Raw genomic sequence first — 25,455 nt, 5'->3', positions numbered from 1 at the left:
GGAAACCTTAACGAAGAGAACAGTCCTCATTTCCGGCGCGCTTTATACCATATTTTGCCTATTGAAGGCAAAAAAAAATGCATTTAGCAACGAAGCCAAATGAACCCATCCCCTAAAAATTGGCCCTAGGTATGCTCTCGTTTTTCAGACAAATACACATTCTCATTTCTTCCTGTTAGAATGCCGCATCAGCACACCCTGATGTGCCCCCGAATTTAAGTAGAGAAAGCCAATGTCAATTAAGATTAAAACCGCTCAACAAATCGAGCGTATGAGAATGGCGGGTAAGCTAGCCGCTGAAATCCTGGAAATGATTGAGCCATACATCAAGGAAGGGGTGACAACGGACGAGCTGAACCAAATCTGTCACGACTACGCCCTAGAGAAAGGTGCTTATTCTGCTCCGCTGGATTATCACGGTTTTCCAAAGTCGATCTGTACGTCTATCAACCATATTGTTTGCCACGGCATTCCAGCATCGAAAGATGAAATCGGCAGCAATGGTCAAATGAAACCTGCCGTACTGAAAAGTGGCGATATCGTAAACGTTGATATCACCGTCATTGTGCCTGACGATGACAAAGCCGATTTGTCTGTGCGTCCTCAAGGTTTCCACGGCGATACATCAAAAATGTTTTTGGTTGGTGATGTTTCTCCAGCCAACAAACGCCTATGCATGGTGGCGCAAGAAGCCCTGTACATCGGTATGCGTCAAGTCAAACCGGGTGCGACCGTGGGTGATATTGGTACCGCGATCGAGAAATACATCAAGGACAACAACAAAAACAACCCACGTAATAAGTTCTCTATTGTGAAAGATTTCTGTGGTCACGGCATCGGTGATGAGTTCCATGAAGAACCTCAAGTCGTTCATTACCGCAATAGCGACCGCAGTGTATTAAAAGAAGGTATGTGTTTCACTATCGAACCGATGATAAACGCAGGCAAGTTTGGTTGTACCGTTGATGCTGAAGATGATTGGACGGTATACACTGGTGACGGCAAAAACTCAGCACAGTGGGAACACACTATTCTCGTCACTAAAGACGGTTGTGAAGTGCTCACTCTGCGCAGTGAAGAGTCCATTCCTCGCTTGATGAAGAATATCTAATCTTCACTGAGTTAAATCATTTTTCCCATCCCCGCTCATGCGGGGATATTTTTTATCAGTCGCAACTCTGTTACATTCTTACGCAGATAACGATTGCACGGATAGCAAAATCATGGCTTTTCAATCCCCTTTAACTTTCACGGAAGAACAACTGTCGGTTACCCAACTGAAAGCAGGGCTCGATCTCTTCGCTAGTGAACAAAAACAAGCGTTTCTTAATCACCATCCGGTGACCGATTTGGTCCTCGCTCGTGCAGAATACATGGATTTGCTTCTAACGAGGCTATGGAGACACTTCGGTTTCAACGACATTCACAATATCGCGCTGGTTGCCGTAGGTGGGTATGGTCGTGGTGAGCTCCATCCGCTGTCAGATATTGATATCTTAGTGCTGTCGAAACATAAGCTGCCAACCTCACTGGAGCCAAAAGTAAGTGAGTTCATTACACTGCTATGGGACTTACGTTTAGAGGTTGGTCATGCCGTACGCACGGTTGAAGAGTGCGCTGCAATAGGTCGTGAAGATTTGACCGTTGCCACCAATTTGCAGGAAGCTCGATTGTTGTGTGGCAGTGAAAACACCTTCCAAGATTTAAAAAAAGTGGTGCTCTCTGACTCCTTTTGGCCCAGTGAGACCTTCTACCGTGCCAAGATTCAAGAACAGCGCGATCGCCATGCACGTTATCACGATACCACTTATAATCTGGAGCCCGACATTAAATCCACACCTGGCGGACTTCGTGACATTCACACGTTAAGTTGGGTGGCTCGACGTCATTTCGGCGCAACCTCACTGTTAGAAATGAGCCGCTACGGCTTTTTGACCGATGCCGAGTATCGCGAACTAGTGGAATGCCAAGATTTTCTGTGGCGAGTTCGCTTTGCCCTACATATTGAGCTAAAACGTTACGACAATCGATTGACCTTCGCTCATCAGTTGCAGGTCGCTGAGCATCTAGGCTTTAAAGGTGAAGGCAACCGCGGTATTGAAATGATGATGAAGGAGTTCTATCGCACGCTACGCCGTGTAGCAGAACTCAATAAAATGCTGCTCAAGCTGTTTGATCAAGCCATTATTAATGGTGGGGAAACCGAGCCAGCGGTCATCATCAATGAAGATTTTCAACGCCGAGGCCGTTTAATCGAGGCGCGTAAACCTGCGTTGTTCCAAGCGCGCCCAGAAACGATTCTTGATATGTTTTTGCACATTGCCAATGACTCCACGATTGAGAGTGTTAGCCCTCCGACACTGCGTCAATTGCGTACCGCTCGCCGACGTTTGAACAAATTTCTTCATACCATTCCGGAAGCGCGTGAAAAATTTATGGAGCTGGTTCGCCACCCCAATGCGCTTCATCGAGCCTTTAGCTTAATGCATAAACTTGGAGTCTTAGCCGCCTACCTTCCCCAATGGAGCCAAATTGTTGGACAGATGCAGTTTGATCTTTTCCACGTCTATACCGTGGATGAACACAGTGTACGACTGCTCAATCACATCAATACCTTCGGTTACGCGAAAAACCACGATAAACACCCCATCTGTTGTGAGCTCTATCCGAGACTGCAAAAGAAAGAGTTATTGATTCTAGCAGCGATTTTTCACGATATTGGCAAAGGACGTGGCGGCGATCACTCAGAGATCGGTGAAAAAGAAGCATACGATTTCTGTATTGAGCACGGCCTCTCCAAGCCCGAAGCCAAACTGGTTTCTTGGCTAGTACGACACCATCTGCTGATGTCGGTCACCGCTCAGCGCCGAGATATCTATGACCCAGAGGTGATCACTGAGTTCGCCAAACAAGTACGCGATGAAGAACGTTTGGAATATTTGGTCTGCCTGACCGTTGCGGATATTTGTGCAACCAATCCAGAACTTTGGAACAGTTGGAAACGCACCTTACTAGCGGAACTGTTTTACTCCACCCAAAGAGCCTTACGACGCGGATTAGAAAATCCGGTCGATGCGCGCGAGCGTATTCGCCACAACCAGCAATTGGCTTCCGCTTTGCTGCGCAAAGAAGGTTTTACCGCGCGTGAAATCGAAGTGTTGTGGCAACGCTTTAAAGCAGATTATTTTCTCCGTCACACCCACAAACAGATCGCCTGGCATTGCGAACATATTCTGCGCATGGATGATCCTGAGCAGCCTTTAGTGCTGATGAGTAAAAAGGCCACTCGTGGCGGTACAGAAGTTTTTGTCTACACCAAAGACCAACATGCACTCTTTGCCACCGTGGTGGCAGAGCTAGACCGTCGTAATTTTAACGTACACGACGCGCAAATCATGAGCAGTAAAGATGGCTATGTTCTTGATACTTTTATGGTACTTGACCAACACGGCCAAGCGATCGATGTCGACAGCCATAGGGCTGTCATTAAACATCTGGTGCATGTGTTATCCGATGGCAGACCGACAAAAGTCAAAACGCGCCGTACGCCTCATAAACTGCAGCACTTTAAAGTTAAGACCAAAGTGGATTTCCTACCCACGAAGAGTAAAAAACGCACCTTGATGGAATTGGTGGCGCTCGATACACCGGGGCTACTTGCGATTACAGGCGCGACCTTCGCTGATATGGGATTTAACTTGCATGGGGCAAAAATCACCACCATAGGTGAGCGAGCGGAAGACTTATTTATTCTGACAAGTGAGAATGGCGGACGACTCAGTGAAGAGCAAGAACTTCAGCTACGTGAAAAACTGATTCACAACATCGCCGAACTCGCCCCTTAACCTCATCATAAAATTCTGCTTTTGATAAATCCCTCAGCATGCTCTGCTGAGGGATTTTTTCACCAAGGATACCGAGCGCGATCTCGTGCACAACTTAGTCAATTGGTCGGATTATCAGCTATCTACCACATGATTTGACTGCTACATTGAATCTTAACAGTCATACCTAAATAGAGGTCGCTTATGTATCCACACCTCACTGGACTGGGTATTCATGATCCTAGCCAGATTGAACGCTATTCACTACGTCAGGAAGCGCACAAAGACGTATTAAAAATCTATTTCCACAAGCAAAAAGGCGAATTTTTTGCCAAAAGCGTGAAATTCAAGTATCCACGACAAGTCAAAAATGTCTTGGTTGATAGCGGTAGTCATCAATATAAAGAAGTCACGGAAATTAATCGCAACCTCACTTTAGTCATTGATGAGCTAAATAAAATCACCAAGCCACCCAAACAAGAAGATGTGGATATCAAACAAAAGATCCTTACCGATCTGAAGCATCTTGAGAAAGTGGTGGCGAGCAAAATTGCCGAAATTGAAGCGGATCTCGAAAAACTCAAATAAGCGAAGCTCGCCTCATTGGTTTAAAACTGCCTAAATGGCAAAGGGTTGATATGACATCAACCCTTTTTACTGTGATCACCATAATATGAGTGCATTAGTGACTTGCGGTAAGCAAGGTGCTTGGCCACTCAAAACGTTCAAACAACTGTTGCCAAACTTTATCAACCTCTGCTCGAATCACCACTTCTTGCTCTGTATACGGATGGACAAATCTGAGTTCAGAGGCGTGCAGCAGCAACCTCGGCGCTTCAAACTCTTCACGGAACAGCTTGTTGTGTTTGCCATCACCATGGGTGGTATCCCCCACGATCGGATGACGAAGATGCGCCATATGGCGACGAAGTTGATGCTTACGACCGGTTTTCGGCTTGAGCTCCATTAACCCATAGCGGGTCGTTGGGAACTTGCCCGTCGAATAAGGTACTTCCACTTTGGCCAGTGGTTTGTAAAGCGTAATCGCGTCTTGCGCTTCCTTCTCTTGCGAAGCAAACTTATCCGCAATCTTATCCAGTTCAACCTTCAACGCGTAGTCTAGCTCCCCTTCTTCCTCTATCCAGCCACGCACAATCGCATGGTAGGTTTTGCTCATCTCCTGTCCGGCAAACATGGGCATAACCTGAGATGCGACTTCAGAGGACAGTGCAAAAACCAACACCCCGGAGGTTGGACGATCCAGGCGATGAAGCGGAAAAACATGCTGACCAATTTGATCACGCAATGTTTGCATTACAAACTGCGTTTCATGTTTATCCAACCAACTGCGATGCACAAGCATGCCCGCCGGTTTATTCACGGCCACAAAATATTCATCCTGATACACAATCTCCAGCATTACTGGCTTACCTCATCAATCGTACGCAAAATACTCAACAACGTTTGTGTATCACGCTGTTCTTTCCAAGCTTCTTCAAAATAAGGGGTGAGCAGAAACCCCTTCGGCAGTGACGCTCCTTGTACCATCATCTGCTGTATGCGAGCGATGAAGATCCACTGCAACCATTGTTGCGGCGCTAACGTGTCGACCGCAAAAGGCATTTCGCTTTGCAACAATGCAGGCTCTGGGGGTATTTCATCCCACCAGCCTAAACGTTTCAGCTCCAGCTCAAGTTGTCGCAATAATCCCGTCAAAGTTGAGGTGTTTGTCATTAATCTTTACATTCCGAACCTTGAATTAGCCGCGAATGATACCATTTATTGAAGAAATAAAGTTAGGACAACATGCTTCATGGATACCATACACACTCTCAGTCAACTCCTTACCGCCAGCGACTGCCAATACGCCATTTATGATTTGGGCCGCCGTATCAATCCAATCAGCCAAACGCAATTTGCCGAGATAGAAAAAGGCTCAGCGCCTTATCCTTACCCTCTGCAACGTAAAGCCAATTTGGCGATTGTGTATTGGAATGAGCAAAAGCAGCCATGGATTTGGTTTTTGAAATTTGAACTCGACGAGCGTGGTCTATTGAAGCAAGCAGACATCGGCAACTTCATTAAATTTGTCGTTGAAGCGATGGGAACGCGTTTATCGCAAGAAATGAGTGAAGAACAGCAACAGAAGTTGGCGAATAATCCTTATACGTTTAAGCCTTCTGAAGACAAAATGGCGGTGTTTCATAGCTTGGTGCGCGCGCAACTGCAGTTACCGACCAGCCAATATTACGAACACGCCCAAATCTATTTCCAAGGGAAATTGGGGTGGGACAACTGGCAAACCGTTGGCTTGCAGGGCATTACCGACATCTGTGCTCGATTGGATCAAGAGCAAAATGGCGTGCTAATACGTAAGGCGCTGACGCACCTTCCTTCAACCCCATTGTATGCTCTGCTTGGTGCGTTAGAGCATGTCACCTTGCCTGAAAAGCTAACAGCCCGCTTAATCGAGCTCACTGAAGGCGAAATCGCCAAGCCACACCCTGATCTGTTTTTGCTCTCAGCGCTAATTCGTGCGCTGTCAGGCGCAGAGCAAGCACAAGTGAAGCCCCTGCTGAACACACTGCTCGCCAGCCCTAGATTGAGCCATCAGGAAGTGTTGATTGGTATTGCCGGTCGCGCTTGGCATTGGTTGGCTGAAACGGAGGTCGCACAGCTCTTTTTGGTTCGTTTGGCACAAACGGGTAATCAAAACCTGTTCAACCAGCTGTTTGCCGACTTAGTGATGCTTCCACAGCTCAGAATGGTGCTATTGCCTCTGCTGCACTCCAGCCCATCACCAGAACTGGCCAATGCACTTTTAAATCTACAACAGGCTACAAAAGGATAAACCATGGTCGGTGATTTGTTTGCCATTTTAGGATTGTGTTTCTTCTGTTTTCTCTTTTGGCAACAACGTCGCCAATCGGAACTGGCCAAGGCTGCGATAGCACGCAAATGCGACCAACTGGAGTTACAACTCATTAGTGTTGCGTTTGGCGGGCACAAATTAAAAACGCCAGAGGGAAGCTGGCGTTGGCATACTGTCTATTTGTTTGAATTTTCAGCACTCGGTGACGACTGCTATCAAGGGCAACTGATGATGACAGGATTCAGGCCGCTGAACTTTTTCCTGCCACCTCATCGGATGTAAAACGCATTGTCACGAGCGCATTACACTGACTAAGCTGGGAAACATCATAAAAGCCCAGCTTGGTGAGCACTTTGATTGCAGCGATGTTCTGAGGTTTGATGTGTGCCGTTAAGCTCTCCAACTGCAATTCATGCATCGCTTTGGGCACAAACGCCTTCAATGTTTCGCTGGCGATCCCTTTACCCCAGTACGATTTATCAAACATGAACTCCAGTTCCGGTTGACTATCTAAATGCGCGATATAGACATGCCCCATGTATTCGCGATTGTAGTTATCCAATACGGCTCTGGCATGGATCGTTTTATCATTCAATACTTTATCAAACAGAAGCTTGGCATTGGCAACCGTGTATGGACCATTGAGCTGCGCACGATTCTTCGCACAGCAATTTAGCATCACGAATTCGAGCTTTAATGATTCATTGTAAGGAAGGAGTAATGTCCTTCGAGTTACTATGGTCACATTCTATCCTTGATATGGCGATACCGATTTAGCGCGTTGCAAATTCGTTACGCCCAATTGAGAAGCCGAAAAATTAAACCAACTTGAACAAAGAGTTATTGATCCAGATTGTTTTTTAACGTTGTTTATAAAATAGTTATATCGATCTGACGGTAGAGAGTGTGAAGAGATGACGATAAGAAAAGCCCCGACACTTTCGTATCGGGGCTATAGTCTTACTCGCAGCAGTCCGGCTACTAATAATGCTCCCTGCATCATCCATAATAGTGGCTGAATCCTTCAGCTATTCCTTACTTCGCCGTCCTAGCGGTGTCCTAATCTTCCTGACAGCTAACTATCCCCGTTAGCGCACATCACTTGTTCCTTGAGCGGTGTCCCTGGTATCGTCCTGATACTGTCCTGACCTCCATCCTCGAGGTGTCCATTGTCGTTCCTTCGTCACCAACATCCTATTAGTGATTGCTTCCTACAATGTCCTTCGCTCCTTGCTTGATTCCTCATCCTGAGCAACCAAATCGTCTTCCTGACGATAACCATATCCTTGGCGTTTCCTGTTCCGTGTCAGCATCCTTCCGACAAGGTTTAATTTACTCTTTTTCTTGAACGGAGCAATCCACCGGCAAAGAAAAACGCTTATGCAAACCATTACATCGCATTAACATTCCTTATTAATCATTAGGTTAGGATCTTTTGACAACCATTCCTCTTACGATGAATTAGCTTTCTCGCACAAGCTGTGTAAGAGATCTCTCACACGCGATTACCGAAATTGCTATTCGCCAAAAACCTTAGTGCCACGTATCATGATAAACATATCGTTATCAGGAAGAAAAAATGTTAACTCAAGATGTCACCAAAGAGCTGGAAGCGGTGCTTGAACAGCTTCAGCAGCAAGGAAAAGAGCCGTCTGTCGCGCTCGTGAAAGCACGATTAAAAACATCGATCCCCATGCCTGCGATCATAGCCGCGATCAAAAGCTGGAAGAGCGCCCAGCGCGTACCGAAGATCGAAGTGGCAAGTCAAACCAATCAAGATGCGGAACGCATTGCCCAACTCGAAGCGACCGTCCTGAAGCTGGCAGCTCGTATCGATGCATTAGAAGCACAACTAAAAGAGAAAAACCAATGAAGATATGGGTTGATGCCGACGCCTGTCCAAAAGTGATTCGAGAAACCATTGTCCGCGCAGCAGAGCGAACCGGTGTCGAATGCACCTTTGTCGCTAATCACGTTGTACCAGTACCAAGAAGGCCCAACATCCACAGTTTGCAAGTGCCTGCCGGCTTCGACATTGCGGATAACGAGATCGTCAAACGTGTGGAACCAAACGATTTGGTGATTACTTCTGATATTCCGCTCGCCGATGAAGTGATCACCAAAGGCGGACTTGCCTTAAGCTCACGTGGTGAGTTGTATACTAAAGACACCATCAAAGCGCGCCTTAACATTCGTGACTTTATGGAAACCATGCGCTCAAGTGGAATCCAAACTGGCGGCCCTGCGGCTCTCTCGCAAACCGAACGCCGCGAATTTGCCAATCATTTGGATCGCATTTTGGCTAAGCGATAATTCGTTATCAAGCTCAGCTCTAGCCTTGGTTCATCCAATACAAAAGCCTGCGATATTCGCAGGCTTTTGTTTCGAGTCGAGATGTCGAGTTAAGGCTTATGGCGTGTAGTACGTTGCCGCGCCTGGGCCGACTGGCAAACCAAACACAAATACCCATACGTAGAACAACAAGCTCCAACCCACCATAAAGACGATAGAGTATGGCAGCATCACAGAGATCAGTGTACCGATACCCATGTTCTTCATGTAGCGAGTGGCAACCGCGAGGATCAGACCGAAGTAGCTCATCATCGGCGTGATGATGTTCGTCACGGAATCACCGATACGGTATGCCGCTTGAATCGTTTCAGGCGCGTAACCCACCAGCATCAACATTGGAACAAAGATCGGTGCAGTGACCGCCCACTGAGCAGAGGCCGAACCAATCATTAAGTTGATGAAGCCACACATAAGGATGAAGGCAAAGAACAGCATCGGGCCAGTAAGACCAATGGTCTGTAGGAAATCGGCACCCGCCACCGCGAAAACTTGACCGAAGTTAGTCCACTTAAAGAAAGCAACAAACTGAGCAGCAAAGAACACCAACACAATGTACATACCCATTGAAGACATGGATTTTGACATCGCATCAATCACATCGCGATCATTCTTCATCGTGCCAACGACTTTGCCGTAAACAAAACCAGGGACAGCAAAGAAGACAAAGATAAACGCCACGATACTCTTAAGGAATGGTGAACCCGCTACCGTACCTGCGTCAGAGCGCAACACACCGTCAGCTGGAACAATCGTCCAAGCAAGTAATGCTGATACTACTAGTACCGCAACACCCGCCAGTTTCAGACCTTTTTTCTCAACGTCAGTGAGACGGCCCATCTTATCGTTTGAAAGATCTTCTGCAGCTTCCTCAACGTTGTATTTGCCCAGTTTAGGCTCAACGATTTTTTCGGTAACAAACGCACCCAAACCTGCAATAACAAAGGTCGAAGCAAACATGAAGTACCAGTTCACTTCAGGGCCAACCGTGTATGTAGGGTCGATCATTTTTGCTGCCGTTTCAGTAATACCTGAAAGCAGTGGATCCACCGTACCGATCAACAAGTTTGCCGAGTAACCACCAGACACACCCGCAAACGCAGCAGCCAAGCCAGCAAGAGGGTGACGACCGAGTGAGTGGAACAACATCGCCGCAAGCGGAATCAGAACCACATAACCAAGCTCAGATGCGGTGTTCGAAATGATACCTGCAAAGACCACAGTGACGGTCACCATGCGCTTAGACGCACCCATCACCATGCCACGCATGGCTGCAGAAAGTAGACCTGAGTGTTCTGCAATTGCAACACCCAACATGGCCACCAGTACTGTGCCTAAAGGAGCAAAGCCGACAAAGTTTTTAACGAGATTGGTCACGATCAGCTCTAGTCCGTCTGCGTTCAGTAAGCTCACAACGTGAATCATACCGTCAGCAGCGCGACCCTTGGCACCCTCAGGGCGAGGATCGACAACGGAGACTTCAAAATAGCCCGCGATGCCTGAAGAAACTAAAATTGCCAAACAGAAAATGGCAAAAAGTGTGATTGGGTGGGGCAACAAGTTCCCCAAATATTCCACCGTATCTAGAAAGCGCGTAAAGAGCGGTTTCTTCGGTGAAGTTTGCTTAATTGAATCAGATGAACTCATCTGTTCCCTCCTTGTAGTTTTTCCTGTGCATTTGTGACAAAAATGTCAAAAGCGAGCGCAGGTTACTCGACAAGAGAGGGAAAATGAAATTGCAAATGTTACAAAACTTTTCAGATAGCGATATTATCAACCAACTAACGTTTAAAATTTAGCCTTATAAGCCAGTTTGTTGTTATTAACTGGAATTATAAATAACCTACCAAACCAACACCATACGATATAGGAATCATCGTTTTCTCACGTTTTTACTGCCAATGTAATTATTTTTGCACCGCCTTAAAACGTGGGTTGCTCTTGCAAATGACATATAAGCGACCACGTCGTCTGACGATTTGGCAATCTGGATGACGCGTTTTTGCGCTCTTCAGTGACTTAAGTACTTTCATTTCTTAACCTTCTTTCGAACCAAACTGAGCAAAACGACGATTGAAGTTCGCCACTCGACCCTCTTTTTGCACCACTCTTTGTTTACCGGTGTAAAACGGATGTGATTCCGAGGAGACTTCAATGGTGAAGTAAGGGTAGGTTTGGCCATCTTCCCATTCGATGGTGCGGTCAGTTTGCAAGGTCGAACCAACCACAAAATAGTGATTGACGCTGGTGTCGTGGAACACGACTTTGCGATATTCAGGATGGATTCCTAGTTTCATTTGTCTCTCTCCAACAATTGTTATGTTATAACATATTAATTAATAATTATTATCAACAAGAAATGCAAGAGAAAACTGTGATATTTTTCAGTCCACCTGTTGTTTTTTATTTGACTCACTATGCACTCCATTGATCCTATTGGCTTTGTTGAGAGCCCCTATAAAGAGAAATTCGCGGTCCCCAGACAACCTCGCTTGGTTCCTGCTGCGACAGCACGGGTAAAACTGGTTGGCAGTGCCAACACGCCCGAGTCAGTAAGAGGTTTGGCGCAATTTTCCCACGTTTGGTTGCTGTTTTTGTTTGATCAAAACTTGGCCGCGGGTTGGAAACCCACCGTTCGCCCTCCTCGCCTAGGTGGCAATGAGCGCATGGGTGTATTTGCCACCCGCTCAACGTTTCGCCCCAACGGTATTGGCATGTCAGCGGTGGAAATGAAAGGGATAACTAAACAAGGCGATCAGGTCTATCTCGATCTTGGCAGTGTGGATTTGGTGGACGGGACCCCCATCATTGATATCAAACCTTACATCCCCTATTCCGACGCGATTCTCGATGCCGTCGGTGGCTACGCAGAGTCAGAACCCGAGCGCTCACTCGTGATCTTCTCCAGTGAAGCGGATGCGCTATTGGCGACACGACCCAATGGAACGCTAGAGAAACAGGTCATTGAGCAAGTTTTGGCACAAGATCCTCGCCCTGCCTATAAGAAAAACAAACCGGATGAGAAAGAATATGCGGTAAATTTGTTCGATTTGAACGTCAAATTCATTGTCCAAGATAAGATAGTGGCGGTTAGCCGCATCGAACGCTTTTGACAATCACAAATGGCTGATATCATAGTCAGCTTAATTTTGTTCCCTCACTTTTGAGGGGTTATTCAAACCATGATGAAACGGATACCATAGAATGCGTACCAGTAAATATCTTCTTTCTACTCTGAAGGAGACTCCAAACGACGCAGAAGTAGTGAGCCATCAGCTCATGCTACGTGCAGGTATGATCCGTAAGCTGGCTTCAGGTCTTTACACCTGGCTGCCTACTGGTCTACGTGTACTGCGTAAAGTCGAAAACATCGTTCGTCAAGAGATCGACAATGCAGGTGCAATCGAAACCTTGATGCCCGTTGTGCAGCCGTTTGAACTATGGGAAGAGACTGGCCGCTCTGAAAAAATGGGCCCGGAACTTCTTCGCTTTACTGACCGCCATGTTCGTCCGTTCGTACTAAGCCCTACAGCAGAAGAAGTGATCACCGCGTTAGTTCGTAACGAAGTGAGCTCATACAAGCAACTTCCGCTGAACCTATACCAAATCCAAACCAAATTCCGTGATGAGCGTCGTCCACGTTTTGGTGTGATGCGTGCACGTGAATTTTGCATGATGGATGCGTACAGCTTCGATATCGACAAAGCTGGCCTAGAAAAATCTTACCAAGCGATGCACGATGCTTATTGTAAAGCATTCGACCGCATGGGTCTTGAGTACCGTCCAGTACTCGCAGACTCAGGTGCGATCGGTGGTAACGGCTCTCAAGAGTTCCACGTACTGGCTGAAAGTGGTGAAGACCTCATCGCCTTCTCAACTGAATCCGATTACGCCGCCAACATCGAGAAAGCAGAAGCCGTTGCTCCTGCGGTTGAGCGTGCAGCGCCAACTCAAGAGATGACGCTAGTGGATACGCCAAACGCTAAAACCATCGCTGAACTGGTTGAACAATTCGATCTACCAATTGAGAAAACCGTTAAAACGCTGTTTGTTAAAGCGTCGGATGAAATTGAAGCGCCAATCGTTGCACTGATCATCCGTGGTGACCACGAGCTCAACGAAATCAAAGCAGAAAACCTTGTTGAAGTTGCAGCACCTCTAGAGATGGCAACAGAAGAAGAGATGCGCGAGTTCATCGGCGCAGGTGCAGGTTCTCTTGGCCCTGTCGGCCTTAAGCTACCATTTATCGTTGACCACTCAGTTGCTGTTATGAGCGATTTCGGTGCTGGCGCAAACATCGATGGCAAACACTACTTCGGTATTAACTGGGGTCGTGATGTAGAGCTTGGCCAAGTTGCTGACCTACGTAACGTCGTCGAAGGCGATCCAAGCCCATGTGGAAAAGGCACATTGATGCTGAAACGTGGTATCGAAGTGGGTCACATCTTCCAACTAGGCAATGTTTACTCTGAAGCGATGAACTGTGGCGTTCTCGATTCAAACGGTAAAAACGTGATCCTAGAGATGGGCTGTTACGGTATCGGTGTTTCTCGTGTGGTTGCAGCGGCAATCGAACAGAACAACGACAAATACGGCATCATTTGGCCAGACGCACTCGCGCCTTTCCAAGTCGCTATCGTACCAATGAACATGCACAAATCTGAGCGCGTTCAAGAAGCCGCAGAGAAACTATACACTGAGCTGACAGCGATGGGTATCGAAGTGCTGTTCGATGACCGTAAAGAGCGCCCAGGCGTCATGTTCTCTGATATGGAACTGATCGGTATCCCTCACACTATCGTGATTGGCGATCGCAGCATGGACGAAGGTCACTTTGAGTACAAGAACCGTCGTTCTGGTGAAAAAACACCTGTCGCGATGGCGGATATCGTTGAGCACATCAAAGCACAACTGAAATAACACCGAGTTCAGTGTTATAACAACAGTTAAAAGGGATTGGTCAAGGCCAATCCCTTTTCTATTAATCTTTGGTTCAGATTTCTCTCGCTATGCTTGTTTTGTGTTTAGTCAGGAGAGTCGTCATGGATCTAAAAAGCCTTCTCAATCAAGCCCTCAACTCTGATCTTTTAAAACAAGGTTCAGAGGCATTGAACAAACAGACCCAAAACCTCAAAAGCAACACCAACGCTAGCCAACTCAAAACACTCGGTGCTAGCGCATTGGGTGGCGGCCTCATCGGCATGCTGATGGGTTCGAAGAAAAGCGGAAAGATGGCCAAGAAGCTTGGCAAGAATGCGCTCAAAATTGGTGGCGCCGCTGCCTTAGGCGCGTTGGCTTATAAGATTTACAACGACTGGCAAGGAACTCAACCAAACACTGGCGTGACGGAAGCTTACGACCCAAAAGACAACCACCACTCAGTGCTGATCATCAAAGCGATGATTGCGATGGCCAAAGCAGATGGTCATATTGACCAGCAGGAAATGGCCCAAATTGAGCAAGCACTCAGTGAGATGAACGCCGATGAACAGGTGCGACAACTCGTTCAACAAGAGCTGCAAAAACCACTCGACCCAACCGACATTGCCAAGTTGTCGACATCACCACAGCAAGCAAGTGAAATTTACCTTGCCTCGCTGATCATCGCAGACGAACAAAGCTTTATGGAAAAAGCGTATTTGCAAGAATTAGCGAAGCAGCTACAACTGGCGCCTGAAGTCATCGAACAACTTGAACAGCAATTGCGTTGATGAATCTTTGCTCAGAGGGGTAATTAACTTGCGCCAAAACAACTCTGAGCTTTGAGTTTCAAAACCACACTGTGTATATTTGAGAGCAGTTATCATTTGTTTAAGTTCAAGGAAAACGCCATGCAAGTATACGGCTGTTGTGAGTTAGTTCGTGAGCTTTATGCTCAAATTGGTAGTGGTGATCAAGGGTACATTCCACAGGCAATCTCGTGTGCAGTCAAAGCGCTGAATGATATTGCCGCAGATGAATCACTACCTAAAGAAACACGTGAGAAAGCCGCTTTTGCCGCCGCCAACTTGCTCATTTCAGATTTTGAGGACTGATTGATGAACTTGGCAAACTTTGCATCCATGGATCCGATCATGTTGATGAGCATCGTCAACATGAAGCTGCGTGACGATTTTGCCGGTGACCTCGATAAACTCGTGCGTTATTTCGATATTGATCGTGCGGCATTAGAAACCAAATTGGCCACCGCGGGTTTTGAGTTTTTGCCCGATGCTGGGCAGTTTCGATAGGTTCGAGCCTCTAGATCCTAGATCCTAGATCCTAGATCCTAGATCCTAGATCCTAGATCCTAGATCCTATTAACGTAAAAAGCTTGATGCCACCGCATCAAGCTTTTTTATCTACTGCTCTCTGGCTTTAACCAAAGGAAGCCCAAATCACCGTAGCCACCAGCACAGGACAAACGAACTTCACATACGAAGGCCAAACTTTGCCAAACCAACCTAAGGTGAACTCAGGGTTGCCCTGCTCAAGCTCTTTGATTTTACTGTGACGACTCCACACCCAGCCACCAAACAAGCAAAACAGCAATGCGGCCGTTGGTTGCAGATATTGTGTCGCGACGGTTGCCACCAGCCCAAACAGCGCACCGAAGTTGTACACAATCACCACACTGAACAGAGCAATTAGCCCACCCAAGACCCAACTCGTGGTGCTGCGTTTGGTATTAAAACGTTCACCCACAAGCGCAACAGGGCACTCCAGCATGGAGATGGAAGAAGTGAGTGCGGCAATCGTCAGCAGCAAGAAAAACACCACGGCAAATATCTGACCGAGAAGCCCCAAGCTATCAAACATCAGTGGTAGCACGGTAAACACCAGCGTATCTGAGCTCAGTAAAGAGCCATCTTCCGCGTAGATTTGCACCCCTTTTTGCATCGCAACAAACATTGCGGGAAGCACAACCAAACCGGCAATAAAGGCCACCGCAGTATCCACCAATGTGACATTCATGGCCATCTTCGGTAAGTTCTCTTTTTTACTGAGGTACGAACCGTAGATCAGCATTGAGCAACCACCGATGGTTAACGAGAAGAAACCTTGCCCCATTGCTGCCAGAATCAGTTTTCTATCCCACACCTTATCGAAATCAGGCACTAGATAGTGTTTTAGCCCTTCCATCGCGCCATTTTGCGTCATGATATAGATAAACAGCACAGCAAAGAGCACAAACAGAGCTGGCATTAAGCGGGTTGACCACTTTTCAATGCCTTGTTTCACACCACCTTGAACGATCAAAATAGTGAGCACATAAAAAGTCATCGTACCAAAAAGGTTGCGCTCAACACTGAACCCTTTGAACCATGCCGTCGCCGCTTCCATGCCGAGTAGATCTGTGATTGCCCCCAGCATAAAACAGATGATCCAACCGCCAACAATCGAATAAAACGCCAACACGGCACTTGGCACACTCAGGCCAATCCAACCAACCAGCCCACCGACTTTTTTACCAACAGGGTGACTGGTGAGTGCGCGCATACTGTCGACGGGGTTTGCTTGCCCATGACGACCAATCGCCATCTCCACCACCAGCATTGGAAAAGCAACGATCAAAATCATGACTAAATAAACTAAAAGGAAAGCACCGCCACCATTTGAGGCGGCTTGTGTCGGAAAACCCCAAATATTCCCTAAGCCAACAGCCGCACCCGCTGCCGCTAGAATAAAGCCTAATCGAGAACCAAAGTGTTCCCTCGGTTGAGAAGTTGTTTGCTGTGACATACGACCTAACTGCACTTATGAACTAGTTACCTAGTACGATACAGAAACATGTTTGGCTTAACAATAATAAATAGGTCAATAACTCGAACATACGACAAGATAATAGATAATCAATCCGTAAATATTTAAATACAGACCAACAATAGGGCATACAAGACCCAAGAGCAGTAGATAAAGTAAAGAGCACCGCAAAGGTGCTCTTTCTGTCGATACTAGATAGTAAACACTGGGTAGTTTTTTAACTCAGGGATCTTTTGCTGCAAGTCTTGCTCTTGAACGGCCATATCTTCCAATGAGTCGCAGAACTCTTGAGTTTGCTGCTCAATTTCTTGGCTGTGCTGCTGCAAACGCTCTTGAACTTTTTGCTTCAACTCCGTCATGCTTTCCGACATCGCAGAGAGATTCAAACCGCCTTCTTGCTTCATTTTGCTCGACATGGCATCAAACGCGCTGCTGATAAATTCTTTATTGAAGATATCTTGCGCCCGCTTAAAATCCTCGCTCCAAGAATCTGTCATGGAAGCAAAGCTGTCCGCAGGTAAAATCAAGTCACCATCTTTGTAATAACGCGACTCCACATCCGCGAAAAATTCCTTCACCGCCGTTTTTACATTATCAAATGCGTCCGGAGCATCAAGGCTAACGGCAATATCATCAATGATGTCATTGGCTAACGCTAAGCTCTCTTCCGCAACTTGTTTCGCTCTTGGCAGATAGGCATTAAGGTTTTCGCGATACTCTTCGATGGCCGCTTGCTGGTCATCATTCAACTCAATCTTTTCACCATGAATATAGAGATTATTGCTCGCATCGACGACCGCCTTGTCACCATTGGTTTGATGAATTTCCAATACCTCACCGTCTAGGCGAACTTCATTTTTGATATCGACACGGCACTGCGACGCCTGAGCCGAAGTGGCAACAAACAGTGGAATAAAAATGGCTAGCTTTTTCATGACTTTCCCTTTGGTATTTTTCACCAAACTATAACAGCCGGTGATGTGTGTTTTGTCAGTAAATTGTCACAACGATTTTAAGAAAATCATAACCCATTCCGTCTATTTTCACGCAAACACTGATAGTCTCGTTTTTCAACAGTGCTTGGAGATGAGAAAGAAACCATTTATCGGTATGATGCACATTGATTTCGCCAAACCGAGCTTCTCAATGCATCAGAATGATCCTTACCTAACCCTTCAAAATGTGTTCGGCTTCAACACCCTACGTAATGGGCAGCAACAAGTCGTAGAGGCTATTCTCTCTGGTCAATCGGCGGCTGCAATTTTCCCGACAGGATCTGGGAAATCTCTCTGCTATCAATTATCCGCTTTACATCTGCATCATTTAACCTTGGTGGTTTCTCCCTTGATTGCCTTGATGAAAGATCAGTTATCCTTTCTTCATAGCAAAGGAATTCCTGCAGCGGCGATTGAATCAGGTCAGAGCAAACAAGAGTCTCAAGCAATCATGAAGGCCGTTAGCAGTGGCGAGCTTAAAATTCTGATGATCTCCGTTGAGCGACTCAAAAACGAACGCTTCCGACAGTTCATCTCACAGGTACCAATTTCACTGCTTGTAGTCGACGAGGCGCACTGTATTTCTGAGTGGGGACACAATTTCCGTCCTGACTATCTAAAGTTGCCCAGCTATCAAACGGCACTAAACATACCGCAAGTGTTGCTTCTTACCGCAACGGCAACAGCAAACGTCATCGAGGACATGCAGCGTAAGTTTGCTATCCAATCACCCAACGTTGTCGTGACTGGTTTTTATCGTGCTAATTTAGACATTACGGTGGCACCCTGTCGAGAATCGGAGAAAGGCGAAGCCCTTACCGCGCTGATCAAACAAAACCCAACCGCTCCCACCATTGTCTACGTCACGTTGCAACACACCGCCAGCCAAGTGGCTGCAATGTTACAAGATGAGGGCATCCGCGCTGCAGCATATCATGCGGGGTTAGAAAGCGACATTCGCCACACAATTCAAAACCAATTTATGCAAAATGAGTTGGACTGTATTGTGGCCACTATCGCCTTTGGTATGGGCGTCGACAAAGCCAATATACGCCGTGTTATTCACTTTGATTTACCCAAGTCCATCGAGAACTACGCCCAAGAAATAGGCCGTGCTGGACGTGATGGTAAACCATCCGATTGTGTATTGCTGGCAAACCAAAATGGGCTAAGTGTGCTGGAAAACTTCATCTATGGCGATACACCCGAGCGCGACGATATCCGTTTTGTCATCAAACAGATTATCGACGCAGGAGGCAAATGGGAAACCATCATTACGCGCCTCTCAAACGACGCCAACATTCGCCAACTGCCGCTCAAAACGTTGCTCGTTTACCTAGAGATGTCGGGGTTAATCGAGCCACAATACGCCTACTTTGCCGAATATCGTTTTAAGTTCATTCAACCCGCGAATCAGATTCTTCAACGCTTTGACGGTGAGCGACGACTGTTTTTACAAACGCTATTTGCCTGCTCACCGCAGGCTCGCATTTGGTGCCAAACGGATTTCGAAGCACTGTGGATCACCCATCATGCCGAGCGTTCGCGCTGCGTTGCCGCACTCGAATATCTTCATCAACAAGGTTGGATTGAGCTGGAAAGCAAACAGATGACTGATGTTTATGCGGTGAAAACAGTACATCAGTCTTCCTCTCAACTGGCCGATGCGATGTACCAATTGTTTAAAGAAAAAGAGCACAGTGATGTTCAGCGGGTCCATCAAATGCTGGGCTTCTTTGAATCTGACCGATGTTTGAGTTACCGACTGGCGAGTTATTTTTCTGATCATCAGGCACCATCATCTTGTGGCCATTGTTCAGTGTGTCGTGGCCAAGTGGCATCGCTGCCGAACGAGCGTCTTTTAGCAATCGAGATCCCCCAACTGCAAATTTGGATCGAACAGCTACAACAACAAAGCTCACAACCGCTGACTGCCGCGCTGATCACACGCTTCCTGTGCGGAATTTCGACACCGAAACTGACTCAGTTCAAAGCGAAAAAGCTCAGCGGTTTTGGACGCTTAGAGCAAGCACCATACGGACAAGTCTTTGATCACGTTGCCTCCATTATGGGGCAACGGGAACAATAATACGTTGAACACCAAGGTCAAAAAAAACTCAATTGCCTTGCCTGTTCTTCGGGCTTTAACATCACACTCAGTCCGAGTAGACGAATTTCACGACCTCTCTGGCGCTGTAAAATATCTTGCAGCAAGGTTCGGAAATAGACGAGGTCCAACTCACCATGAACATGTTCTATGGTCGTTAGTTGGAAATCAGCAAACTTCATTTTGATACCCTGCTTAATAATCGCTTTTTCAGGGCTGGCTTTTTCTAAACGCTTCTCTAACTCAGGAAAGAGCTTCTCCTCAATCACCTGCCAGCATTGCTGGTAGGTGGAAATATTCTGGCTAAAGGTTCGCTCGACCCCAACAGATTTCCGTTCCCTCTCTACCACCACCTCCCTTTCATCGATACCATGGCTACGCTTCCATAAGGATGCACCTAAACGTCCAAAGCGCCGCAGCAGCTCACGATAATCGCTGTTTTTTATATCTTCACAACAATAAAAACCAGCTTGATGGAGCTTTTCTAGACTGACTTTGCCTACGCCGGGAATTTTTTCAAGAGGGAGAGTATCGATTACCCCCTGAACTTGCTCTGGTGGAATGACAAACTGCCCATTCGGCTTATTCATATCTGAAGCCACTTTGGCAAGAAATTTAATCGGAGCAACGCCTGCCGACGCGGTGAGTTGCAGTTCATTCCAAATGTCTCGCCGAATCGCTTCTGCAATCAGAGTAGCGGAACCATGATATTGCGTCGCGTGCGTCACATCTAAGTAGGCTTCATCGAGTGAGAGAGGCTCAATAAGGTGGGTATATCGTGAGAAAATGCCTCGAATGTGTTTCGACACCTCTTTGTAAACTTGCATTCGTCCTGGCACCACCAATAAACCTGGACAGAGTTTCAGCGCTTGCGCGGTCGGCATCGCACTTCTCACGCCAAACTTACGCGCTTCATAATTACAGGTACTGATCACCCCACGCTGTTTCTCATGCCCCCCCACAGCTAAAGGACGCCCGCGAAAACTAGGGTTATCACGCATTTCAACCGCGGCATAAAAGCAGTCCATATCAATATGGATAATTTTTCTCGTTTCCGCTGACATACAAGCACGCCAAAACACAACTGGATAAAAAAACAGTATACAGAGATATTCCACTTTCTCAACTGGCGGCTTTCGTGGCAGAGCGATCCGTATGCATGGCGTTATTTTGATAAGCAGCCCAATTTCTAGACAAATTCATCGCTTGTTGGTGGCGTTTTTGTTAGTCCTACTTAATATTTATGTTAGTAGTTAATAGAACTCCGGAGGCTCCTTCTTGAGTAATAAAATACTGGTGGTCGAAGATAGTCGAGCCTTTCGCAATTACCTCCAACAACAGCTTTCACAAGCTGGGTATGAGGTGTTTGCCGTAGAAAGCGTTGCCGAAGCGCAAACACATCTCAATCAGCATCATAACTTCCTATGTGCCGTACTCGATTACTGTTTGCCAGATGGTCAAGATGGTGAGGTCATTGATCTCGCACTGAAAAACAATCAAAAAGTGATTGTTTTGACTGCCATGTTTAGCGAAGAAATTCGCGCAAAAGTGCTCGCCAAAGGGGTGCTCGATTACATATTGAAAGACAGTATGGCATCGGTCTCTTACCTTTTGCCCTTGGTCAAGCGCCTCACTAACAATCGCCGACACAAAGCACTCGTTGTCGATGATTCTAGAGTCGTAAGAAAACACATCACACAGTTATTAGAGCACCAATACATTGATACGATCGAAGCTGAAAACGGTGAAGAAGCGCTAAAAATGCTCGAACTGCACCCAGAAATTACCTTTGTCATTACCGATCACGATATGCCTAAGAAGGACGGCATCACCATGATTCGTGAGATTAGGGTAAGTACGGATAAGAACAAGCTCGCCATTTTGGGGCTTTCCGGCAGTGATGACCGCACGATGACGGCTCGCTTTCTTAAAGCCGGAGCAAACGATTTTCTCTACAAACCGTTCAATCAAGAGGAGTTCTTTTGTCGAGTCCACCAAATTATGGAGATGAAAGAAGCGACCAACGAACTGTATCGCATGGCCAACCAAGATGCACTCACTGGTCTTTGGAATCGGCGCTATCTCTTTGGACAAGAGTGCAAAGGCTGTGATTTCCGCCACATTGCGATGCTAGATATCGACCACTTCAAAAAAGTGAATGATACCTATGGCCATGATGGTGGCGATATCGCCTTAAAGACTGTCGCTAACATTCTAAAAATTTACTTCCCCAATGACGTGGTGGCGCGATTTGGTGGTGAGGAGTTTTGTATCCAATCCTGTCAAAGCTACGACGATTTTGTCACTCGCTTAGAGCAAATGAGGCAGCGAATCGAGAAAACCACTATCACTCACAAAGAGCACAAAATTCACATCACCATCAGTATTGGGGTATCTTCTATGAGTGATGAGCTTGAAAGGCAGATCCGTGAAGCAGATAGTTGCCTGTATCAAGCAAAAGCAAACGGCCGAAACCAACTTGTTAGCCAATAGAAAAAACTTCGCAACCTGATTCACTGAATGAGAACTGTGTTTGCACCTCGGCATTGCGCTGAACAACTCCTCGTTCTACTTGTTGATGCTTTTTTATTTGCTTTCCTTATTTCCCTCATTATCCTTGCAGCAAACCTTTTTACTGAGAGTGTTTGGTGAATATCCTCATTTTAGGTCCGGGGGCCGTGGGCTCACTTTGGGCGACAAAACTCAAACTCGCAGGGCACAATGTCACATTGTGGGGAAGAAGCGATGCATCTGAGCAACCGTTGCAACTTGATGACTCATCAGCCATGACGTTTAAACATCGTCACCTACCCTCTTTGCAAAGCGCTGATCTCATTTTGGTCACAGTGAAAGCATGGCAGGTGATGGCGGCGATTGAGCCTTTATTGCCACACATCCACTCAGATACCATCATTCTGCTGATGCACAACGGTATGGGAACCGCATCTCAGGTTGCAGAAAAACTCGCACACAATCCAATCGTTGTGGCAACCACCACACATGGCGCGTATAAGCCTCATTCGCAGCAGGTCTTGCACACCGGACAAGGCATCACACAGTTGGGTGGCTTTAATGCACAAGGTGCGCAATGTGAGTTCCTGCAAGCGGTGCTCGATCACGCCTTACCGGCTGTCACATGGAATCCCAATATCCAACAAGCGCTATGGACCAAACTGGCCATCAACTGCGCCATCAACCCGTTAACAGCGATTCATCAATGTAAAAATGGCGAGCTGGCCGATGAAAAGTTTCATCAACGACTTGAGCGCATCACTCAAGAGTTGGTCGAGGTTATGGTCGAAGAAGGGATCGAGGTTACTTTCGATACCTTGCAGCAAACCATCATGAACGTGATTCATGCGACGGCGGAAAACTATTCCTCGATGCGACAAGATGTTTTCCATCAACGCCGCACTGAAATCGACTATATCACTGGATATTTGTTGCAAGCGGCGCATAAACACCAGATTGATGCAGCGGAAAACGCTAAACTTTATCAACACATCAAACAGATTGAACAAAGCTGGACAGAACAATGAAGAAAAAAATCTTAGTGCCTATTGCTTGCGGTACCGAGGAGATGGAAGCGGTAACAGTCATCGATATGATGGCTCGTGCTGGCTACGACGTCACGGTCGCCAGTGCCGATTTTGATGGCAAGCTAACCCTAACAGCCTCTCGTGGCGTCATCCTCGGCGCACAATGTCGTTTGGTGGATGTGGCCGACGAACAGTTCGACGTTATTGTTCTCTCAGGCGGTGTCGCGGGAGCGGAAACCTTCCGCGATAGCCCGATACTGATTGAGATGGTAAAACAGCATATGTATGAAGGAAAACTGGTCGCTGCCATTTGCGCCGCCCCTGCACTGGTTTTGCAACATCACAATCTCTACCCTAAAGCCATCATGACTTGCCATCCAAACTTCATGTCTCATATTGCCGAGCAAAACTGGCGTCCTAAGCGTGTTACTTACGATGTGAACCACAATCTCCTTACCAGCCAAGGGCCAGGCACCGCGCTGGAATTTGCGATGGAAATGATTATTTTACTGTCTGGCAAACAGCACGCGCGCCAAGTAGCAGAGCCTATGGTGACGGTACCTGTACTCAACTACCACAAACTGGGTGAAGAGTAATGTTTGACGTTCAAGCCATTCGCCAACAATTTCCCGCCTTGGCGCAGCAAGTCAATCAAAACGAACTGGTTTATCTAGATAGTGCCGCGACAACACAAAAGCCGCAGTGTGTGATTGACGCAATCACCCTGTATTACAGCAGCCAAAATGCGAACGTTCACCGTGGCAGCCATAGTTTGACCGCCAGTGCGACCAGTCAATTTGAAGCCGCACGCGACTGCGTCGCTCATTTTATTGGCGCGCAAAGCAGTAAAGAGATTATTTGGACACGTGGCGCAACCGAAGCGCTCAATTTGATTGCTCAAACTTACGCCCGAAGTACCCTTCAAGTTGGCGATGAAATTCTCGTTGGTGAAATGGAGCATCACGCCAATATTGTGCCTTGGCAAATGGTGGCAGAGCAGACCGGCGCCAAAGTGGTCAAAATCCCCATGACCGCCGACTGTCAGTTGGACATCGAATCGTTTAAAACATTGATGAATGAGCGAGTTAAGATTGTTGCGGTCGCTCAAACCACCAACGTCACGGCCACTCGTCAACCCATCGAGTCCATCATCGAGTTGGCCCATCAACACGGTGCCATTGTGGTGGTGGACGGCGCTCAAGGCATCGTTCACGAACCTGTCGATATGCGTACATTGGACGCCGATTTCTATGTATTCTCCGGCCACAAGATCTATGCGCCGGCAGGAATTGGCGTGCTTTACGGCAAACTGGCGCTGCTCGAAGCCATGCCGCCATGGCATGGGGGCGGTAAGATGGTGGAAAAAGTGTCGTTTGAGAAAACCACCTTTTCGGCTCTACCGGGGAAATTCGAAGCAGGGACACCCAATGTCGCGGGTGCCATTGCGCTTGCTAAAGCAATAGAGTGGTATCAAGGTTTTGCTCGAGACGAAGTGGAATCTCACCTGCACCAATTGCAATCGGCAACATACCGTGCACTGCGCGAGATGGAGGATATCCGTGTGATCGGATATCAAAACAATGCATCGGTGATTACTTTTGTCATGGATGGCGTTCACCATCAAGACATTGCAACGCTGCTCGATCAGCAAGGTATCGCCGTGCGAGCGGGCCATCACTGTGCTCATCCGCTCATGGATGCGTTAGGTGTCAAAGGCACCGTCCGAGTCTCTTTCGCCATTTACAACACCATGCAAGACGTCGAGAAATTGATTGCAGCGTTAGAGAAAGCGGTGGATATGCTTTAAAAAAAGGGCTGAGTTCTTCAGCGTCTTAGCCCATCTTTATTCACCGAAGTATTTCAACTCATGTTGATCACTCTCCACCGCCGCCATTCGCTTTAAAATGGGTCCCCGCGTTCGCGAAGATGACAAGCAAAAGCGAGGGCGATAAGAAATCTCGTTACTTTCTATATCCGTCATTCCCGCGCAGGCGGGAATCCATTTCTCAGCAAGCGCTGAGCACAC

The 25,455-nt window shown here is 47.0% G+C and carries 27 protein-coding genes; 17 read left to right on the top strand and 10 right to left on the bottom strand.

What is annotated here, in order from left to right:
* Window positions 1–232 precede the first annotated feature (232 nt).
* From map to FC652_RS02895, 3 genes are all read left to right on the top strand, one after another.
* Window positions 233–1,111, top strand: coding sequence for a type I methionyl aminopeptidase (gene map / locus FC652_RS02905; protein WP_176297411.1), 879 nt, complete (start codon window positions 233–235; stop codon window positions 1,109–1,111).
* Between the two features lie 112 nt (window positions 1,112–1,223).
* Window positions 1,224–3,845, top strand: coding sequence for a bifunctional uridylyltransferase/uridylyl-removing protein GlnD (gene glnD / locus FC652_RS02900; RefSeq protein WP_176297410.1), 2,622 nt, complete (start codon window positions 1,224–1,226; stop codon window positions 3,843–3,845).
* A gap of 183 nt (window positions 3,846–4,028) precedes the next feature.
* Entirely contained in the window at window positions 4,029–4,412 is a 384-nt protein-coding gene (locus FC652_RS02895; protein ID WP_011079759.1) for a DUF3461 family protein, read from the top strand.
* Between the two features lie 94 nt (window positions 4,413–4,506).
* On the opposite strand, the gene truC is transcribed toward FC652_RS02895, so the two are convergent.
* Window positions 4,507–5,244: a tRNA pseudouridine(65) synthase TruC gene (truC, locus tag FC652_RS02890; RefSeq protein WP_176297409.1), complete on the bottom strand. Its 738-nt coding sequence runs from the start codon at window positions 5,242–5,244 to the stop codon at window positions 4,507–4,509.
* Entirely contained in the window at window positions 5,244–5,558 is a 315-nt protein-coding gene (locus FC652_RS02885) for a YqcC family protein (protein ID WP_103277366.1), read from the bottom strand. The genes truC and FC652_RS02885 overlap by 1 nt, the downstream gene beginning before the upstream one ends.
* 79 nt (window positions 5,559–5,637) lie before the next feature.
* Here FC652_RS02885 and FC652_RS02880 point away from each other — a divergent pair, with 79 nt between their 5' ends.
* Entirely contained in the window at window positions 5,638–6,675 is a 1,038-nt protein-coding gene (locus FC652_RS02880) for a DUF3549 family protein (RefSeq protein ID WP_176297408.1), read from the top strand.
* Between the two features lie 3 nt (window positions 6,676–6,678).
* Window positions 6,679–6,978, top strand: a complete 300-nt coding sequence (locus tag FC652_RS02875) for a DUF3301 domain-containing protein (protein WP_017420206.1) — start codon at window positions 6,679–6,681, stop codon at window positions 6,976–6,978.
* Here the strand turns inward: FC652_RS02875 and FC652_RS02870 are convergent.
* A complete protein-coding gene (locus FC652_RS02870; protein WP_011079755.1) occupies window positions 6,938–7,441 on the bottom strand; it encodes a GNAT family N-acetyltransferase in 504 nt (167 codons plus the stop codon). The two genes, FC652_RS02875 and FC652_RS02870, sit on opposite strands and share 41 nt — an antisense overlap.
* A gap of 834 nt (window positions 7,442–8,275) precedes the next feature.
* Here FC652_RS02870 and FC652_RS02865 point away from each other — a divergent pair.
* Both FC652_RS02865 and FC652_RS02860 read left to right on the top strand, forming a co-directional pair.
* Entirely contained in the window at window positions 8,276–8,569 is a 294-nt protein-coding gene (locus FC652_RS02865) for a hypothetical protein (RefSeq protein WP_013571256.1), read from the top strand.
* A complete protein-coding gene (locus FC652_RS02860; protein WP_017420210.1) occupies window positions 8,566–9,009 on the top strand; it encodes a YaiI/YqxD family protein in 444 nt (147 codons plus the stop codon). Before FC652_RS02865 ends, FC652_RS02860 begins: the two co-directional genes overlap by 4 nt.
* Window positions 9,010–9,105: 96 nt before the next feature.
* Here the strand turns inward: FC652_RS02860 and FC652_RS02855 are convergent, their stop codons facing one another.
* From FC652_RS02855 to FC652_RS02845, 3 genes are all read right to left on the bottom strand, one after another.
* On the bottom strand, window positions 9,106–10,692 hold the full coding sequence (locus tag FC652_RS02855) for an AbgT family transporter (protein WP_072603380.1): 1,587 nt from the start codon (window positions 10,690–10,692) through the stop codon (window positions 9,106–9,108).
* A 260-nt stretch (window positions 10,693–10,952) separates the two neighbouring features.
* Complete coding sequence (gene ykgO, locus FC652_RS02850; protein ID WP_072603378.1) at window positions 10,953–11,078, bottom strand: type B 50S ribosomal protein L36; 126 nt, start codon at window positions 11,076–11,078, stop codon at window positions 10,953–10,955.
* A 3-nt stretch (window positions 11,079–11,081) separates the two neighbouring features.
* Complete coding sequence (locus tag FC652_RS02845) at window positions 11,082–11,342, bottom strand: type B 50S ribosomal protein L31 (protein WP_072603376.1); 261 nt, start codon at window positions 11,340–11,342, stop codon at window positions 11,082–11,084.
* A gap of 120 nt (window positions 11,343–11,462) precedes the next feature.
* On the opposite strand from FC652_RS02845, the gene tsaA reads away from it, so the two are divergent.
* From tsaA to FC652_RS02820, 5 genes are all read left to right on the top strand, one after another.
* A complete protein-coding gene (gene tsaA, locus FC652_RS02840) occupies window positions 11,463–12,158 on the top strand; it encodes a tRNA (N6-threonylcarbamoyladenosine(37)-N6)-methyltransferase TrmO (protein WP_072603374.1) in 696 nt (231 codons plus the stop codon).
* 91 nt (window positions 12,159–12,249) lie between these two features.
* Window positions 12,250–13,965, top strand: a complete 1,716-nt coding sequence (locus FC652_RS02835; RefSeq protein ID WP_176297407.1) for a proline--tRNA ligase — start codon at window positions 12,250–12,252, stop codon at window positions 13,963–13,965.
* A 122-nt stretch (window positions 13,966–14,087) separates the two neighbouring features.
* Window positions 14,088–14,756: a tellurite resistance TerB family protein gene (locus FC652_RS02830; protein WP_176297406.1), complete on the top strand. Its 669-nt coding sequence runs from the start codon at window positions 14,088–14,090 to the stop codon at window positions 14,754–14,756.
* Between the two features lie 120 nt (window positions 14,757–14,876).
* Window positions 14,877–15,080, top strand: coding sequence for a YaeP family protein (locus FC652_RS02825; RefSeq protein WP_011079742.1), 204 nt, complete (start codon window positions 14,877–14,879; stop codon window positions 15,078–15,080).
* 3 nt (window positions 15,081–15,083) lie between these two features.
* Window positions 15,084–15,275 carry a DUF4250 domain-containing protein gene (locus FC652_RS02820; protein ID WP_013571245.1) on the top strand — a complete coding sequence of 64 codons (192 nt, stop codon included), beginning with the start codon at window positions 15,084–15,086 and terminating at the stop codon, window positions 15,273–15,275.
* A 127-nt stretch (window positions 15,276–15,402) separates the two neighbouring features.
* Here the strand turns inward: FC652_RS02820 and FC652_RS02815 are convergent, their stop codons facing one another.
* Window positions 15,403–16,767 carry a sodium-dependent transporter gene (locus tag FC652_RS02815; RefSeq protein ID WP_045596775.1) on the bottom strand — a complete coding sequence of 455 codons (1,365 nt, stop codon included), beginning with the start codon at window positions 16,765–16,767 and terminating at the stop codon, window positions 15,403–15,405.
* Window positions 16,768–16,979: 212 nt separating this feature from the next.
* Complete coding sequence (locus FC652_RS02810; RefSeq protein ID WP_176297405.1) at window positions 16,980–17,723, bottom strand: YggN family protein; 744 nt, start codon at window positions 17,721–17,723, stop codon at window positions 16,980–16,982.
* A 211-nt stretch (window positions 17,724–17,934) separates the two neighbouring features.
* On the opposite strand from FC652_RS02810, the gene FC652_RS02805 reads away from it, so the two are divergent.
* Window positions 17,935–19,872: an ATP-dependent DNA helicase RecQ gene (locus FC652_RS02805; protein ID WP_176297619.1), complete on the top strand. Its 1,938-nt coding sequence runs from the start codon at window positions 17,935–17,937 to the stop codon at window positions 19,870–19,872.
* 17 nt (window positions 19,873–19,889) lie between these two features.
* Here FC652_RS02805 and dinB read toward each other — a convergent pair whose 3' ends face one another.
* Entirely contained in the window at window positions 19,890–20,954 is a 1,065-nt protein-coding gene (gene dinB, locus FC652_RS02800; protein ID WP_176297404.1) for a DNA polymerase IV, read from the bottom strand.
* Between the two features lie 214 nt (window positions 20,955–21,168).
* On the opposite strand from dinB, the gene FC652_RS02795 reads away from it, so the two are divergent.
* From FC652_RS02795 to csdA, 4 genes are all read left to right on the top strand, one after another.
* Window positions 21,169–22,383 (top strand): diguanylate cyclase, encoded by a 1,215-nt coding sequence (locus FC652_RS02795; RefSeq protein ID WP_176297403.1) that lies wholly within the window; start codon window positions 21,169–21,171, stop codon window positions 22,381–22,383.
* A gap of 155 nt (window positions 22,384–22,538) precedes the next feature.
* Window positions 22,539–23,429, top strand: coding sequence for a 2-dehydropantoate 2-reductase (gene panE, locus FC652_RS02790; protein ID WP_176297402.1), 891 nt, complete (start codon window positions 22,539–22,541; stop codon window positions 23,427–23,429).
* A complete protein-coding gene (locus tag FC652_RS02785) occupies window positions 23,426–24,025 on the top strand; it encodes a DJ-1 family glyoxalase III (protein WP_118893415.1) in 600 nt (199 codons plus the stop codon). The genes panE and FC652_RS02785 overlap by 4 nt, the downstream gene beginning before the upstream one ends.
* Entirely contained in the window at window positions 24,025–25,236 is a 1,212-nt protein-coding gene (gene csdA / locus FC652_RS02780; RefSeq protein WP_176297401.1) for a cysteine desulfurase CsdA, read from the top strand. Before FC652_RS02785 ends, csdA begins: the two co-directional genes overlap by 1 nt.
* Before the next feature lie 36 nt (window positions 25,237–25,272).
* Here the strand turns inward: csdA and FC652_RS20405 are convergent.
* A partial coding sequence (locus FC652_RS20405; RefSeq protein WP_217904503.1) for a hypothetical protein occupies window positions 25,273–25,455 on the bottom strand: 183 nt, incomplete at its 5' end.

Origin of the sequence: Vibrio sp. 05-20-BW147 (assembly GCF_013369385.1) — a bacterium.
GTDB lineage: Bacteria > Pseudomonadota > Gammaproteobacteria > Enterobacterales > Vibrionaceae > Vibrio > Vibrio floridensis.
The sequence above is the reverse complement of the archived record's forward strand: the minus strand, read 5'-3'. Positions and strand labels throughout refer to the sequence as shown.